This window comes from Caulobacter sp. FV2ye17ST (assembly GCF_058680955.1).
This window is the reverse complement of record NZ_CM178727.1, coordinates 2,226,081-2,241,965: the sequence shown is the minus strand read 5'-3', so window position 1 is coordinate 2,241,965 and position 15,885 is coordinate 2,226,081. Positions and strand designations below refer to the sequence as shown.

General features: G+C 68.1%; 12 protein-coding genes. 5 read left to right on the top strand and 7 right to left on the bottom strand.

The genetic code is table 11. From position 1 onward, the window contains the following. Positions 1-102 precede the first annotated feature (102 nt). A complete protein-coding gene (locus ACW17V_RS10795) occupies positions 103-1,038 on the top strand; it encodes a LysR family transcriptional regulator (protein ID WP_492105136.1) in 936 nt (311 codons plus the stop codon). Here ACW17V_RS10795 and ACW17V_RS10790 read toward each other — a convergent pair. Together ACW17V_RS10790 and ACW17V_RS10785 are read right to left on the bottom strand one after the other, a co-directional pair. Then, on the bottom strand, positions 1,010-2,608 hold the full coding sequence (locus ACW17V_RS10790) for a beta strand repeat-containing protein (RefSeq protein ID WP_492105135.1): 1,599 nt from the start codon (positions 2,606-2,608) through the stop codon (positions 1,010-1,012). The genes ACW17V_RS10795 and ACW17V_RS10790 overlap by 29 nt on opposite strands. A 153-nt stretch (positions 2,609-2,761) precedes the next feature. Further along, positions 2,762-4,099: an Hsp70 family protein gene (locus tag ACW17V_RS10785; protein ID WP_492105134.1), complete on the bottom strand. Its 1,338-nt coding sequence runs from the start codon at positions 4,097-4,099 to the stop codon at positions 2,762-2,764. Between the two features lie 113 nt (positions 4,100-4,212). On the opposite strand from ACW17V_RS10785, the gene ACW17V_RS10780 reads away from it, so the two are divergent. Then, positions 4,213-5,394 (top strand): BaiN/RdsA family NAD(P)/FAD-dependent oxidoreductase, encoded by a 1,182-nt coding sequence (locus ACW17V_RS10780; protein ID WP_492105133.1) that lies wholly within the window; start codon positions 4,213-4,215, stop codon positions 5,392-5,394. A 39-nt stretch (positions 5,395-5,433) separates the two neighbouring features. On the opposite strand, the gene ACW17V_RS10775 is transcribed toward ACW17V_RS10780, so the two are convergent. Both ACW17V_RS10775 and ACW17V_RS10770 read right to left on the bottom strand, forming a co-directional pair. Continuing rightward, positions 5,434-7,722 (bottom strand): DEAD/DEAH box helicase, encoded by a 2,289-nt coding sequence (locus ACW17V_RS10775; RefSeq protein ID WP_492105132.1) that lies wholly within the window; start codon positions 7,720-7,722, stop codon positions 5,434-5,436. A gap of 294 nt (positions 7,723-8,016) precedes the next feature. Further along, on the bottom strand, positions 8,017-8,448 hold the full coding sequence (locus ACW17V_RS10770) for a hypothetical protein (RefSeq protein ID WP_492105131.1): 432 nt from the start codon (positions 8,446-8,448) through the stop codon (positions 8,017-8,019). Between the two features lie 190 nt (positions 8,449-8,638). Here ACW17V_RS10770 and ACW17V_RS10765 point away from each other — a divergent pair, with 190 nt between their 5' ends. Then, the gene (locus tag ACW17V_RS10765; RefSeq protein WP_492105130.1) at positions 8,639-9,058 is read left to right on the top strand and encodes a VOC family protein; all 420 of its coding nucleotides are present in this window, start codon (positions 8,639-8,641) and stop codon (positions 9,056-9,058) included. An 829-nt stretch (positions 9,059-9,887) separates the two neighbouring features. Here ACW17V_RS10765 and parE read toward each other — a convergent pair. From parE to ACW17V_RS10750, 3 genes are all read right to left on the bottom strand, one after another. Continuing rightward, entirely contained in the window at positions 9,888-11,987 is a 2,100-nt protein-coding gene (parE, locus tag ACW17V_RS10760; protein ID WP_492105129.1) for a DNA topoisomerase IV subunit B, read from the bottom strand. A gap of 144 nt (positions 11,988-12,131) precedes the next feature. Next, a complete protein-coding gene (locus ACW17V_RS10755; protein ID WP_492105128.1) occupies positions 12,132-13,484 on the bottom strand; it encodes an amidohydrolase family protein in 1,353 nt (450 codons plus the stop codon). Continuing rightward, positions 13,484-14,953 (bottom strand): amidohydrolase, encoded by a 1,470-nt coding sequence (locus ACW17V_RS10750; RefSeq protein WP_492105127.1) that lies wholly within the window; start codon positions 14,951-14,953, stop codon positions 13,484-13,486. The genes ACW17V_RS10755 and ACW17V_RS10750 overlap by 1 nt, the downstream gene beginning before the upstream one ends. A 166-nt stretch (positions 14,954-15,119) precedes the next feature. Here ACW17V_RS10750 and ACW17V_RS10745 point away from each other — a divergent pair, with 166 nt between their 5' ends. Then, positions 15,120-15,473, top strand: a complete 354-nt coding sequence (locus ACW17V_RS10745; RefSeq protein ID WP_492105126.1) for a Kazal-type serine protease inhibitor family protein — start codon at positions 15,120-15,122, stop codon at positions 15,471-15,473. A gap of 112 nt (positions 15,474-15,585) precedes the next feature. Beyond that, a complete protein-coding gene (locus ACW17V_RS10740; protein WP_492105125.1) occupies positions 15,586-15,885 on the top strand; it encodes a putative quinol monooxygenase in 300 nt (99 codons plus the stop codon).

The window sequence follows — 15,885 nt, the reverse complement described above, 5'->3', positions numbered from 1 at the left end:
GTTCTCGAAAAGCGCGCCGACATCGGCGCTGCTTGCTTGAGGAGAAGATAGCGATCAGGATCGATATCGAAATAGAAACTATCGAAACCTATTGTTTCCAAAATGAGCAAACTACCTGATCTCGAGGGCCTGGCGATCTTCGCCAAGGTGGTGGAGCTGCGGTCCTTCGCCGGGGCCGCCGAGGAGTTGGGCCTGTCCAAGGCGACGGTCTCCAAGGCCGTCACCCGGCTTGAAACGCGGCTGGGCGCCCGACTGTTCAATCGCACCTCACGACGCCTGGCCCTGACCGACGCCGGCCAGAGCCTGGTCGAGCCGGCCACGCGGGTTCTGGCCCAGGGCGAGGAGGCCGAGAACGCCGCCATGGCGCAGTCAGCCGCGCCGCGCGGCCTGGTGCGGCTGGCGGTCCCGATGTCGTTTGGCCTGTCCGACGTCGCGCCGATCTTGCCGGCGTTCCTGGCGGCCTATCCCGAGGTTTCCGTCGATCTGCATCTCAGCGATGCGACGGTGGATCTGGTCGGCATGGGCTTTGACGCCGCGCTGCGCATTGCCGCCCTGCCGGACTCCTCGCTGGTGGCGCGCCGCCTCCGGCCGGTGAAGCGCCATGTGGTCGGCGCGCCCAGCTATCTGGCCCGACGCGGCCGGCCTACCCATCCAGGCCACCTGGCCGAGCACTGCTGCCTTGGCTACGCCTATCTGCCGACACCCGACACCTGGCGGTTCGTCAATGCTGCGGGGGAGGAGGCTTCAGTCCGTCCGGCCGGGCCTCTGAGGGTCAACAACGCCGACGCCCTGATGCCGGCTCTGCTGGCGGGGCAGGGGCTGGCGGTGCTGCCGGATTTCATCGCCGGCGCGGCACTGGCCGATGGTCGGCTGGAAGCGGTGATGCCCGACTGGACCCCGCCGCCCATCGCCCTGCATCTGGTCATGCCGCCTGGCGGTCCCCGGCCGGCGCGAGTGGAGGCGCTGACGGCCTTCCTGACCTCGGCCCTGAGCGCCCGGGGGCGGGAGGCTACAGGCTATCCACCTGGGCTGGGGTGAAGGCGCCCACCTGCAGAGGGTTCATGGCGGCGATATTGGTCGTCGACAGCCAGTCCAGCTGGGTGACCGTCAGACCCGGGATCTGGGTGGGCGTCAGATAACCGATCTGGGTGGTGGATAGTCCGCCGATCACGGTGATCGACAGGGCCGAGACCTGGGTGGCGGTCAGGGCGCCGATCTGCGTGCCGTTCAGGCCGTTGAAGTCGTCCAGGGTCAGGCTTCGCACCTGATAGGCCGACAGGCCGCGCATCGCCGTCGCGCTGATCGAGCCGATCTGGGTGGCGTCCAGGGCCGCCAGATTGGTCACGGACAGGGATCCGATCTGCGACGCCGACAGGCCGCCGATCTGGGTGGCCGAGAACTCCCCGATATCGATCGTGCTCAAGCCGCCGAGCTGGGTGGAGGTCAGGCCGCCCAGCTGGGTCGTGGACAGGCCCCGCACCTGGGTGGCGTTGAAGCCGGAGATATTGCCCGTCGAGATGCCGCCGACCTGGCTGGCCGTCAGGTTGGCGATCTGGGTCATCGACAGTTCGGCGAAGTCGCCGGAACCCAGTCCCCCCAGCTGCGTCGCGGTCAGGCCCGCGAACTGGGTGGTGGTGAGCGCCCCGATCTGGGTGCTGGTCAGAGCGTTGAGATTGGTGGTCGACAGCGCGCCCAGCTGCGAGGCCGTCAGTCCGCCGACCTGGGTGGCCGACAGCTCGGCGAAGTCGGTGGCGCTGAGCGTGCCGATCTGGGTGGTTGTCAGGCCGGCGATCTGGCTGGCGCTGAAGCCGGCCACCTGGGTGGCGGTCAGGACCGAAAGGCCGGTGGCGCTCAGACCGCCGAGCTGGGTGGCGTTCAGGCCGCCGACCTGGGTGTCCGACAGGGTCGAGACCTGGGTTCCGCTCAGCCCGGAGATCTGGGCGGCGGTCATGCCGCCGATCTGGGTGGTCGCCAGCACTTCCAACTGGGGAGCGCTGAGGGCGCCGATCTGGCTGGCGGTCATGCCGCCGATCTGGGTGGTCGACAGGGCGGCCAGCTGCGCGGCGGCGAAGGCCGCGATGGCGGCGGCTTCCAGGGCGCCGATCTGGCTGGCGGCGAGACCGCCGATCTGGCTGGCGGCCAGTTCGCCGATATCGGTGGTGCTGAGGCCCGCCATCTGGCTGGCCGTCAGGCCGGTGAGCTGGGTGACGTCCAGCGACGCGATCTGGGTGGCGTTGAGGCCCGAGAAGCTGGTGGCCGACAGGGCGCCGACCTGGGTGGCGGTGAACACGTCCAGTTTCGCGGCGTCCAGGCTGGCCAGCTGGGTCGAGGTCATCGCCCCGACCAGTTCGCCGCTGAAGGCCGCCAACTGCTGGGCGTTGAACGCCACGCCCGCGCCGAAGCTGGGGATCTGGGTTGTCGACAGCCCCTTGACCTGGGTGGCCGAGAGGGCCTCCACCTGGGTGGCGTCGAGCACGGCCACCGCCGAGGCGCTGATCGCGCCGACCTGGGTGCTGCTGAGGGTGGCCAGCTTGGTCGTCGACAGATCGTCAATGATCGTCGTCGGGAGCGCTGCGATCTGCGCGGCCGAGAGATATGAGATCGGCAAAGGGCTCGTCCTGACCGAAGGTTTGTCACGGCCGTTGCTTCGGCTTGGGCCTCGTTATGAAAGGCTTAACCCTCAGGCTAAGTGGAAAGCGAGATTCGGTCCACGTGACAAAACAGACCAGGCCGCCCCTTGATTGGCGGCTGGTCTGCGACCTCAGGCGGCTGGTCTTGCGGTCGCTTGCATCGTCCAGAGGTCGAGGTCGGTTTCACGGCCGATCAGGGCCAGGCCTGAGGCGATCGACTCGAACTCGCCGCCGCTTTCGATCCGGTCGGCCGCGAACCGGCGCTGGAAGATGTCGCGCACCGCCGGCACGAACGAGCTGCCACCGGTCAGGAACACGCGGTCCACCTGGTCTGGGGCCAGGTTGGCGCGCGCCAGGGCCTGGTCGACCGCCGTCTCGATGGCCGTCAGCTCGGGTGCGATCCAGCCCTCGAAGGTCGAGCGCTCGACCTCCTGTTCGATCAGGATCGAGCCGGCCTCGAAGCGGAACGTGGCGCGTTCATGGGCCGACAGCGCCTCCTTCAGGGCCGACACCGACCGGTAGAGGGCATAGCCGTGATTGTCGTCCAGCACCTCGATCAGGCGGCTGATCTTCTCGGGCTCCATCGCCGTCTTTTCCAGCGAGCGGATATCGCGCATGTCGCGCGAGGCGCGCAGCAGGGCCAGCTGATCCCAGCGGGCGAAGGCGGTGTAGTAGCGCTGCGGGATCGGCAGGCGGTTGTCGAAGGCGCGGTACAGCGAGCCCTTGCCCAGAGCCGGCGAGACCAGCTGGTCGATGATCCGGTAGTCGAAGGCGTCGCCGGCCACGCCCACGCCCGAATGGCTGAGCGGGGTCGAGCGCAGCGTGCCGTCGGCCTCGCGCTCGAACCGGACGAGGGAAAAGTCGCTGGTACCGCCGCCGAAGTCGGCGACCAGCACGGTGGCGTCCTGCTTCAGCTGGCGGGCGAAGAAGAAGGCCGCGCCGACGGGCTCGTAGGCGTAGCGGATGTCGGAGAAGCCCAGGCGCGCGAAGGCCGCCTCATAGCGCTGCAGGGCCAGGGTCTCGTCGGGATTGCCGCCGGCGAAGGTGACCGGACGGCCGACGATCACGCGGGGCGGCAGCTTGGACATGGCCGGGCCGGCGTGCTCGCGCACCTTCAGCAGGAAGGCGGCCAGCAGATCCTCGAACAGGTAGCGCTTGTTGAGGATGCGGGTCTCGGTGAAGGCGACGCTGGCCGCGAAGCTCTTGAAAGACTGGATGAACCGCGTTTCCAGCGGATCCTCCAGATAGGCCTCGATCGCCCAGGGGCCGGCCTCGACCACCCGCTCATTGGCCTCGCCGCCGTGGCCCTGCAGGTTGTGGAAGCTGAGCGCCGAGCGGAAGGCGAACAGGTCGCCCTCGCTGGTCGGGAACCGCACCAGGCGCGCGGAGCCGTCGCCGTGCGTCATCGAGACGACGGTGTTGGTGGTGCCAAAATCGATGCCGATCGTCGGCGGGACGACGGACGTCATGGGTCAACCGGGCTCTGGGATGGGGGCGAGTTCGTAGCCGTTGGCGGAGGTGGGTTCAAGGGCTGGCGCGGCGTTTGATTGACTTCCTCGGGCGGCTCCTATGGAAGGACGCGATGGAACAGTTCGATGTCTTGGTGATCGGGGCCGGCGCCGCCGGCATGATGTGCGCGATCGAGGCGGGCAAACGCGGCCGCTCGGTGCTGGTGGTCGATCACGCCAAGGAGCCCGGCGAGAAGATCCGCATCAGCGGCGGCGGGCGCTGCAACTTCACCAACATCCACACCGCGCCGGCCAACTTCCTGTCGGCCAATCCCAAGTTCTGCGTTTCGGCCCTGCGTCGCTATACGCCGAAGGACTTCATCGCCCTGGTCCAGAAATACGCCATCGCCTTCCATGAGAAGACGCTGGGCCAACTGTTCTGCGACGGCTCGGCCAAGCAGATCGTCACCATGCTGCTGACCGAGATGGAGGCCGCCCGCTGCGAGCTTCGCCTGGAGACCGGCGTCGACCGCATCGCGAAGACCGACGAGGGTTTCGAGCTGGCCCTGTCCAGCGGGGCCAATGTCCGCTGCCAGTCGCTGGTGGTGGCCTGCGGCGGCAAGTCGATCCCGAAGATGGGCGCGACGGGCTTCGGCTACGAGATCGCCAAACAGTTCGGCGTGGGCGTCGTCGAGACCCGCCCGGCGCTGGTGCCCCTGACCTTCGAGGTCAAGACGCTGGAGCGCCTGGTTCCGCTGTCGGGCGTGGCGCTGGACGCCGTGGTCGCCCACGGCAAGACGAAGTTCCAGGAAGGCATGCTGTTCACCCACCGGGGGCTTTCCGGCCCCTCGATCCTGCAGATCTCGTCCTATTGGCGCGAAGGCGACGAGATCCGGGTCGACATGGCGCCCGGCGTCGACGCCCTGACGGCCCTGAAGGCGGCGCGCACCGCCACGCCGCGCCGGGCGGTCTCGACCGTGATGGCCACCCTGCTGCCGCAACGGGTGGCCCAGATCGTCTCCGACGACGAGGGCGCGCAGGGCAATATCGCTGACTGTTCGGACAAGGTGCTGGGTCGGCTGGCCGCGTCGGTCAATGCCTGGACCTTCAAGCCGGTCGGCTCGGAAGGCTATCGCACCGCGGAAGTGACGCTGGGCGGGATCGACACCAACGATCTGGACTCGCGCACCATGCAGGCCAAGTCGGTTCCCGGTCTCTATTTCATCGGCGAGGTCGTGGACGTCACCGGCTGGCTGGGCGGCTTCAATTTCCAGTGGGCCTGGGCCTCGGGCTGGAGCGCGGGCCAAGCCGCATAAGAAAAAAGGCCTCTCCGGTGGGAGAGGCCTTTTCCGTATCTACTTCTTCTTGAACGGCTTACCCGCCGGCTTGCCGCCGTCGAAGCCCTTGGCCTTGAAGGGCTTGGGGCCCTTGAATGGTTTGGCCGGACCGTCGCCGCGCGGCTTGGGCGAATAGGTCGTCTGCGGACCGGAAGCCTTGTCGCCGAACGCCTTGGGCGCGCCAAACGCCTTGGGCGCGGCGCCCGCGCGGGGCTTGAAGTCGCGCTTGGGGCCATCGTCGCGGCCTTCGGTGCGCGGCTTGTAGGCGCGCTTGGCGCCGCCTTCGCTGTCGGCCGGCGAGTAGGGACGCGGCGCGTCATCACGCGGCGGACGCGGCTTGAAATCGCGCGGGGCGTCGTCACGCTTGAACTCGGTGCGCGGCTTGAAGTCACGCGGCGCGGCGTTGTCGCGATCGCGAGGCGGGCGAGCCTTGTAGTCGCCCTTGGGCTCCTCGCCCTTGCCGTAAGGCTTGGCGTTGCTGAAGCCGTCGTCGCCATAGGTCGAGGGGCGCGGCGTGTGGTCGCGCGAGCCGGGGGCGTTGGCGCGCGGCGCACGCGGCGCGTCATCACGAGGCGGCCGGGGCTTGAACTCGCGGGGCGCGGCGTCATCACGCGGCGGACGCGGCGCGTATTCCTTGCGCGGACCGCTGTCGCGAGCGGCCGGAGCCGCCGTCGGGGTGATGGCGACGTCGTCACGGACGGTGGCCTGCACGGCCGCGCCGAACTTCACAGCCGCTTCGGCCGAGATCTCGAACTTGGTGTCGTAGTCGAAGATCCGGATCGAGCCGATGTCCTTCTTGGTCACGTGGCCCAGACGGCAGATCAGCGGGATCAGCCACTTGGGGTCGGCGTTGTTGCGACGGCCGGTGTTGAGGCGGAACCACTCGGCGCCGTTCATGTCGGCGCGCGGCTCGCGTTCGGGACGGTCACCAAAGTCACGGTCGTTGCCGAACTCGCGCGGCTCACGGCTGCGCGGGCCCGGATCGGCGCCGTGGCGCGGGTCGTCATAGATTTCTTCCGGCGCCGGCAGCTTGGCGCGACGGGTGCGGATCAGGGCCGAGGCCAGCTCCAGCGGCGTGCGCTTTTCCAGCATGATTTCCGCCAGGGCCGCGTCTTCCTCGGTCGAAACCTCGGCGAAGATCGGGTCGTCCAGCAGACGTTCGGTGTCCTTGGCGCGGATCTCGTCGGCGGTCGGGGCGCCGCCCCAGTTGCCTTCGACGCCGGCGGCCATCAGCAGCTGCTCGGCCTTGCGGCGACGGGTATAGGGCACGACCAGGGCCGAGACGCCCTTCTTGCCGGCCCGGCCGGTGCGGCCCGAACGGTGAAGCAGGGTGGCCTTGTTGACCGGCAGTTCGGCGTGGATGACCAGGCCCAGGTCGGGCAGGTCCAGACCGCGCGCGGCGACGTCGGTGGCGACGCAGACTCGGGCGTGGCCGTCGCGCAGGGCCTGCAGGGCGTCGGCGCGTTCGCGTTGCGACAGCTCGCCCGACAGGCCGACGACGGCGAAGCCGCGCTCGCGCAGCTTGCTGTGCATGGCGCGGACGCTTTCGCGGGTGTTGCAGAACACCAGGGCGCCGGGGCTTTCGAAATAGCGCAGCAGATTGACGATCGCATGCTCGATCTCGTTCGGAGCCACGCGGACGGCGCGATATTCGATGTCGCGGTGCGGCTCGTTGCGGCCGACGGTGTCGATGCGCAGGGCGTCGTTCTGATAGCTCTTGGCCAGCTGCACGATCTCGCGCGCCAGGGTGGCCGAGAACAGCAGGGTGCGGCGTTCCTTGGGGGCGGCGTCGAGGATGAATTCCAGGTCCTCGCGGAAGCCCATGTCGAGCATCTCGTCGGCCTCGTCGAGGACGGCGACCTTCAGCTCGGACAGGTCTAGGTGGCCACGCTCGATGTGGTCGCGCAGGCGGCCGGGGGTGCCGACGACGATGTGGGCGCCGAAGTTCAGGGCGCGCTGCTCGCGGCGGGCGTCCATGCCGCCGACGCAGTTGACGACCACGGCCTTGGCGTCGGCATACAGCCAGGCCAGCTCGCGATTGACCTGGATGGCCAGTTCGCGCGTGGGGGCGATGACCAGGCACATGGGCGCGCCGGCCTTGCCGAAGGTTTCGTTGTCGCCCAGCAGGGTGGTCGCGGCGGCCAGGCCGAAGGCGACGGTCTTGCCCGAGCCGGTCTGGGCGCTGACCAGCAGGTCGCGGCCTTCGGCTTCGGATTCCAGCACGGCGGCCTGGACGGGGGTGGGCTCGGCATAACCCTGAGCAGCAAGAGCCCGCTCAAGAGCGGGGTGGGAGGCGGGGAAGGGCATATAGGTCCAATTCGGTTCAAGCGGACGGCACACACACACGTGCGGCCCGCGCCACGACCAAATACGACCCCCAAATGGACCGTGTTCTTGGTCTTATCTCGTGAAATATAGACCCTTTTGGCCGCCTTGCCGATGAGGCGCGGGCGAAAACGGGTCTAAGGGCCGCTTTAGGAGGCTAAATTGGTCGGGATTGCAAGGGCAGCCCGGAAATTCCCACCAGGTGCGGCGGATTCGCCGCAGGGGGCGGAGTCGGGCGCAGGACCGGAACCGTGCGGCCCCGCGCCTTCTCGATAGCTATTCGGCGGCTGTGAAGGCGTGCGAGCGCGGCTTGGCCAGTTCGCGACAGACCACGGCCGAGAAGGTCGCCAGCAGGCCCAGGACCATCAGGAACAGCATTTCGGCGAACCCCGGCGCCAGCACCGTCAGGGACGGAACGACCGGGCTGTTGGCGATGCCCACGGCGCCGGCCAGCAGGGTGAACAGGGCGGCCGCGCCCGCCAGAAGCGGCGCGCCCTTGGCCAGGGCTGACAGGGCGGCCGGACGACGCAGGACCAGCAGGACGGGCGCAGCGACGATGGCGGCCGCCAGCAGCAGGATGATCAGTTGCACCGGCGCGGCGGCGTTGCCGAAGACGTCGCCCACCGTCAGGCGGTTGGCGGCGGGGGCCGCGAGTGCAGGCGTGGCGAGCAGGAGCGGCGCGGCGGCCGATAGAGCGATGAGGCGCATGGATGTCTCCGATGGATTACGATTGTAAGATCTTAGAAGAATTACGCCGGTAATTTATGGAGTCAACAGCGGAGCCTCGATCAGGGGCGCGGCGAATAATTCTGGTCCGACTGTCGGTCTGACGGCAACCTGTCCGTCCTAGCCGCAGGGACGGCGCGGACGGCCGGCCTGTTTCAGCCAGGAGTTCGACATGAACGACATGACCGCCGAACAGCGCGGCCCGACCACCGGCCTGGCCCCCTATATCTGCGTGGGCGGCGAGGGCGCGGCCGCCGCCATCGATTTCTACAAGGCGGCCTTCGGCGCCCAGGAAATGGGTCGCATTCCCGCCCAGGACGGCAAGCGGGTGTTGCACTGCGCCCTGAAGATCAATGGCGATTCCCTGATGTTGTCCGACGGCTTTCCCGAGTTTGGCCATCCGGCCCAGACGCCGGCGGCGCTGACCCTGCACCTTCAGGTCGATGACGCTGACGCCTGGTTCGATCGTGCCGTTGCGGCGGGTTGCGAGGTCACCAAGCCGGTCGAGGTGCAGTTCTGGGGCGACCGCTATGGTCTGCTGCGCGATCCGTTCGGGTTCACCTGGTCGATCGGGTCGACGCCGAAGGCGTGAGGTGAGGGTGGCCGACGGGGATTGGGATCGCGCCGTCCCCGGACAGGCGCGGGGATAAGTGACGCAAGTCCTCCCCCTGAAGGGGGAGCATCACGAGCCGCCCCATACAAACCACGTCATCCCGGGGCTCGTCCCCGGGACCCATCGTTCCGTTGCGCCGTAAGGGGTTTGTGATCCACCGACCGTGCGGCCGACCCATGGGTCCCGGGAACAAGTCCCGGGATGACGGGCGTTGTCGAGCGTCACGCTCCTGCCCATGCCCAGGGGCGTCCAGACAATCGACGCAGCCCCCCTTAAACCTCCCGTATTCTGTACCCACCTCGTCGCGAGGAAAGGGCGCAAGGCCAGCGACCATTGCGGCGGCGGGGGGTGATCGAGCGGGGCTGGGGTCGAGGGGGATACTCGACCGGTCCGGGGATCCCGGCGTTGCGGGACCCGCCCGCCGTTGGCGTGGATGAGGGCAGACGGGTGTGTTCATTAGTCATTAGATTGGCTCGCCCGCCTCGACCGCCGGCTTCTTGCGGAAACGCGAGGAGCTGGCTCCCGGTAAGGCCTGAACAGGGCCACCTGACGGGACGCTGACGGATAACGACCACGCGGAGCGGACGGCTTCGTCGAAACGGTATTTGCTACTCACTCATCCGGACGTCGTCCGGACGCTCCGCGACCCTTTCCATCAACTCGGCGGTTTCCGCGCGAGGTCGCGAAACTGTAGCTGCTCCCCCTCTGGGGGAGCTGTCGCGGAGCGACTGAGGGGGCTAATGCGGCGTTCGCCCAGTTGCCCCCCCCCGGCCCTCCGGGCCACCTCCCCCGGAGGGGAGGATCAGGATCAGACGTCCAGGTCCGCCGCCGCGAACTCGGCGTTTTCCTGGATGAAACGGAAGCGCAGCTCGGGCTTGCGGCCCATCAGGGTCTCGACCAGCGACTCCACCGCCTCCTCGGAACGCGGCAGGGTCACCCGCGCCAGGGTGCGGACGGCCGGGTCCATGGTGGTTTCCTTCAGCTGGGCGGCCATCATCTCGCCCAGGCCCTTGAAGCGGCCGATCTCGGGCTTCTTGTTCTTGAACTGCGTAGCCAGCAGTTCGTCCTTGTGGGCGTCGTCGCGGGCATAGGCGCTCTTGCCGCCGTGGCTGATCCGGTACAGCGGCGGCAGGGCCAGGAACAGGTGCCCGCCGCGGATCAGCTCGGGCATGGTGCGGTAGAAGAAGGTGATCAGCAGGGAGGCGATGTGGGCGCCGTCGACATCGGCGTCGGTCATGATGATGATCCGCTCATAGCGCAGATCTTCCTCGCGATACTTGTTGCCGGCCTGGACGCCCAGGGCCAGCATCAGGTCCGACAGCTCCTTGTTGGCGCTCATCTTTTCGCCGGTGGCGGAAGCGACGTTGAGGATCTTGCCGCGCAGGGGCAGGATCGCCTGGTTCTTGCGGTTGCGGGCCTGTTTGGCCGAGCCGCCGGCGCTGTCGCCTTCGACGATGAACAGTTCGGCGCCATCGACCGCGCCGCCGGCGCAGTCGGCCAGCTTGCCCGGCAGGCGCAGCTTGCGGGTCGCCGAGGCGCGGGAGACTTCCTTGTCCTTGCGGCGCTTGAGGCGTTCCTCGGCGCGCTCGACGACGAAGTCGAGCAGGGCCTGGGCGTTCTTGGGCGAGGCGGTCAGCCAGTGGTCGAACGGGTCGCGCAGCGCCGCTTCCACGAAGCGCTGGGCTTCGGAAGAAGAGAGCTTTTCCTTGGTCTGGCCCTGGAATTCCGGATTGCGGATGAAGACCGAGATCAGGGCCCCGGCCTGGGCGATGACGTCGTCGGCGGTGATGATCGCCGCCCGCTTCTCGCCCTTCAGCTCGGCGTAAGCCTTGAGACCCCGGGTCAAGGCGGCGCGCAGGCCGCTCTCATGGGTGCCGCCCTCGGGGGTGGGCACGGTGTTGCAGTACGACTGCATGAAGCCGTCGTGCTCGCCGAAACCGCGCGGGGTCCAGGCGATGGCCCATTCGACGGCGCCGGCCTCGCCCTGGCGCTCGATGCGGCCGGCGAAGCTTTCGGGGGTGACGGTTTCCAGGCCCTTGGTGCGCTCGGCCAGGAAGTCGGCCAGGCCGTTGGGGAAGTGGAAGACGGCCTCGGCGGGCGTCTGGTCCTGGATCCGTTCGGGGGCGCAGGACCATTTGATCTGCACGCCGCGGAACAGATAGGCCTTGGAGCGCGCCATGCGGTACAGGCGCGCCGGCTTGAAATTGGTCCCCTCGCCGAAGATCTCGTCGTCGGGCTTGAAGCGCACCATGGTGCCGCGCTTCTTGCTGGGGCCGATCTTCTCGACCGGGCCCAGGGGCTTGCCGCGCGAAAAGACCTGCAGGTGCTCGAACCCGTCGCGCCAGACGGTGACCTCGACCAGCTCCGACAGGGCGTTGACGACGCTGGCGCCGACGCCGTGCAGACCGCCGGAGGTCTCATAGGCCTTGCCGCTGAACTTACCGCCGGCGTGCAGGACGGTCATGATGACCTCCAGCGCCGACTTGCCCGGGTGCTTGGGGTGCGGGTCGACCGGCATGCCCCGGCCGTCGTCCTTGACCGACAGGAAGCCGTCGGCGTCGAGCTTGACCTCGATGGTCTTGGCGAAGCCGGCCACGGCCTCGTCCATCGAGTTGTCCAGCACTTCGGCGAACAGGTGGTGCAGGGCCCGCTCGTCGGTGCCGCCGATGTACATGCCGGGTCGCTTGCGGACCGGCTCCAGGCCTTCCAGCACCTCGATGTCGCTGGCGGTGTAACCGCCCGAGGACGGGGCGGCCGCAGGACTGGCCGAGGGCGGCGGCGGCGCGGCGGCGCGGGCCGGCGCTTCGACGTGAGGCTCGCGAGCCGGCAGCGGGGCGGCGGGCGTCGGCGCCAGGGCGTCGTCGCCAAAGAGCGAGAACAGGGAGTTGGGATCGTCTTTGGAGGACATTACGGGAACATGCGTCGATTCGGTGGGAAGCTCCGTATGGGCCTCCCGGACTCGCCTGAAAAGGGGCGTATCGCCGCGTTGATCGGGAAACCTGGGGAATGCCGCGACTTGCCCCCTCCGGCGGAGGGGGCAAGCGCGAGGACCCTAGCGGTAAGCCACCGGCATGCCATTGTCGGGCGCGGCGTAGCGGTCGCGCAGCTGGGTCTGGCGGCTGTCGCGGGGCTGCTCGACGCCGGCGATGAACACCTTGTCGGCCCAACTGGTGGTTTCCAGCGGATCGCCCGTCCACAGCACGACATCGGCCGTCTTGCCGACCTCCAGCGAACCGATCTTGCCGTCCATGCCCCAGATCTTCGCCGGGTTCAGGGTCACCGAGGCCAGACCCGCCGCGTAGGGCAGGCCGTTGGCCACGGCGAGGCCGGCGTTCAGACGTTCCTGGCGCAGGTTGTTGAAGTCCCGCGCCCCGTTGATCGCCACCATGACGCCGGCGGCGTTCAGCTTGGCGGCGTTGTCGAGGCGCGAGCCGAGGGTTTCGAAGCTGTCGGGCAGGTCAGCCTGGGTGTCGACGATGACGGGAACGCCGGCCCTGGCGATCTCGGCGGCCACGACCCAGCCTTCCTCGGCCCCTTCCAGGATGATCCGGATCTTCTCCTCGGCCGCCAGCTTCAGCGCCAGGCGGATATCGGAGGCGCGGTGCACGCGAACCAGCAGCGGGGTCTTGCCCTGCACGACCGGGATCAGGGCCTGGAGGTCCAGGCGCGAGAGACCAAAGTCGCGCGTGGCGCCCTGCTCGTAGGCCGCCCGGTTGCGGGCAAAGGCGCGGGCGTCTTCCAGGGCCGACTTGATCAGCACGATCGAGGCGCCGCGCGAACCGCCGGCCGCGCGGGCCCCGGATTCGCCCAGCGAAACCGTGACCGCCAGCTTCGAGGCCTCGACCAGATCGCTGTCACCGGCCTGCAGGCGGACGAACGCGGCCTGACCGCCGAACAGGGGCGGATCGCCCGAGCCGGAGGCGCCGGCCGTCATCTCCTCGACCACGCCGTCATCGGCATGCTCATGCGAGCCGCCGCCCACACCCGAAAGGACCGGGGTCACGGCCGAGGCGGTGACGCCGCCGTCGCGCGCCAGACCGATCATCGGCGAGGCCGGGTTGACGCTGTAGGCAATGTCGAAGGCGGCCGACAGCGCCGTGCCGGTGCCGTCGTCGCGGGTCTCGCGCACGCCGCTGATCTCGGACGCCGTCAGGTTGGACGATGGCGCGATCAGGCCGGGCGTGACGACCCCGCCCTTGGCGTCGATCACCGTCGCCCCGGCCGGAGCCGTGACCCCAGCGCCCAGGGCGACGATCTTGCCATCCCGCAGAACGATCGTGCCGGAGGCGATGGCCGGACCGCTCACCGGTTCGATCCGGGCGTTGGTGATGGCGATGGTCTGGGCCGCGGCCGGGGCGGCCAGGGCCGCGAAGGCTGCGCCTGCAAGAAGGAAGGACCGGATCATCAGTTGAACGCTCCCTGGCCGGTTTGGCCAAGCTCGAAGTCGGACTTGGGCTGGTAGCGCGGATCATGACGATCATAGGTCAGGGCGCCGTCGACATAGACCTTCTCGGCCTGGGCATAGACGCTGAACGGATCGCGGCTCCAGATCACCAGGTCGGCGGCCTTGCCGGGCGCGATGGCGCCGGTCTTGTCGCCAATGCCCATGGCCTTGGCCGGATTGGCGGTGATCCACTTGATCGCCTCGGCCCGGGTGATGCCATAGCCCAGCTTGTTGCCGGCCGTCATGGCGATGGCGGCTTCCTGGTTCAGGCGCTGCGTCATGATCGGGTCGTCGGAGTGGATGACGACGCAGGCGCCCGCCTTCCAGAGGATGGCGGCGTTGGAGTCGATGCCGTCCAGGCTTTCCATCTTGAAGCCGGTCCACGACGCCCAGGTGGCCGAGCAGATGTCTTCCTTGGCCAGCAGAGCGCCCACCTTGTAGGACTCGATGGCGTGGTGGAACATCGTGATCTTGTAGCCAAACTCCTTGGCGATATCGATCATCACGGCCATTTCGTCACCGCGATAGCAGTGGTTCTGGACCAGGATCTCGCCCTTCAGAACGCCGGCCAGGGTTTCCAGCTTGAGGTCGCGCTTGGGCGCATCGGCCTTCTCGCCCTTGTCCTTCTTGGTGCGATAGTCATCCCATTTGCGGGCGTAATCGGCCGCATCGATCCAGGCGGCGCGGAAGCCGGCGACATTGCCCATCGCCGTTGCAGGCGAGCGGCCCTTGCCGCCATAGACGCGCTTGGGGTTCTCACCGCAGGCCATCTTCAGGCCGTAAGGGGCGTTCGGAAACTTCATGCCCTGCATGGTGGTCGACGGCACGTTCTTCAGCGTCACCGAACGGCCGCCAAACAGGTTGGCCGAACCTGGCAGGATCTGCAGCGTGGTCACGCCGCCGGCCCGGGCCCGGTTGAAGCCAGGGTCCTGCGGCCACACCGAATGCTCGGACCAGACCTGAGAGGTATTGGGATCAGTGGCCTCGTTGCCGTCCGACTTGGCCTGGACGCCGGGCGAGGGATAGACGCCCAGGTGGCTGTGGGCGTCGATGATGCCGGGGGTCAGCCATTTGCCCTTGGCGTCGATGATAGCCACGTCCGCCGGGACGGGGGTATCGGGTCCGCCGACCGAGACGATCTTGCCGCCGGAGACGAACACGACGCCGTTTTCGATCTGCTGGCCGGTCGCCGTCAGCACCGTAGCGCCGACGATGGCCGTGGGCCGCGAGGGCAGGGGCATGTAGGTCGACGGAAAGCCCGAGGAGGTCGAGCCGTCCAGCCCCTTGGGCAGCGGCTTGTTCTCGACCTTTTCAGCGGGCTTGGCCGTCGTTGCGCCGGGCTTGGCGCCGGCTCCGCTAGTGGTCGCGCAGGCCGAAAGACCCAGCGCGAGCAGGCTTACGGCCGCGGCCGTGTGACGCCATCCCATCATGAAAAACCCCGACTCCCGAACAGGCGGGCAGGACAGACGAAAAATCACCCCCAAGCAAGAGAGGCGGCGCCCCGTATTGCCCGAACCGCGAAAATTGTCTGTCGTCTGGCGCGGGGCGCGGCATCATGCGTTGGGTTCGACGATCATGACGAATGGAGATCGACCGATGGCCTTGCGTTCCTGGATCCTGGCCTTGACCACGGTGCTGCTTCTGGCCTGCGAAAGCCCCGGCGCCAGCGCGCCGCCTTCGCCCCCGCCGATGTCCCGCACGCCCGTCGCCGAGGGCGGCATGTGCGGCGGGATTGCCGGTTTCCAGTGCGCGGAGGGCCTGTCCTGCCAAATGCAGGCGGAGCACTGCCGGGTGATCGCTGACGCCTCGGGCATTTGCCGCAAGCGGCCAACGATGTGCACGCGTGACTATCGACCTGTGTGTGGCTGCGATGGCAAGACCTATGGCAATGCCTGCACTGCCGCGGCGGCGGGCGTCAGCGTTTCCGCGGCCGGTGAGTGCAAGCCCTGAGGAGGCAGGTTTGAAGGATTCAGAGATCGATCGTCGAAGCGTTCTCGCGGTCGGGGTCGCTGTCGCGACAACCGGCGCGCCGCTTGTCGCCATGAGCAGGGAGCAAACATCGATGTATGGACTGATCGGTCAGATGATGGCCGCGCCCGGCAAGCGGGACGAGTTGATCGCCATTCTGGGCGAGGGCACGCAGGCCATGCCGGGATGTCTGAGCTATATCGTCGCCAAGGATGCGACCAATGTCGACGCGATCTGGATCACCGAGGTCTGGACGGATGCGGAGCATCACACGGCGTCTGTGAAGCTTCCGTCGGTGCAGGCGGCGATCACCAAGGCCCGACCGATCATCAGGGGTTTCGGTCAGCGCTTCGAGACCGTCCCGGTTGGCGGCGTCGGTCTTTCCAAGACCTGA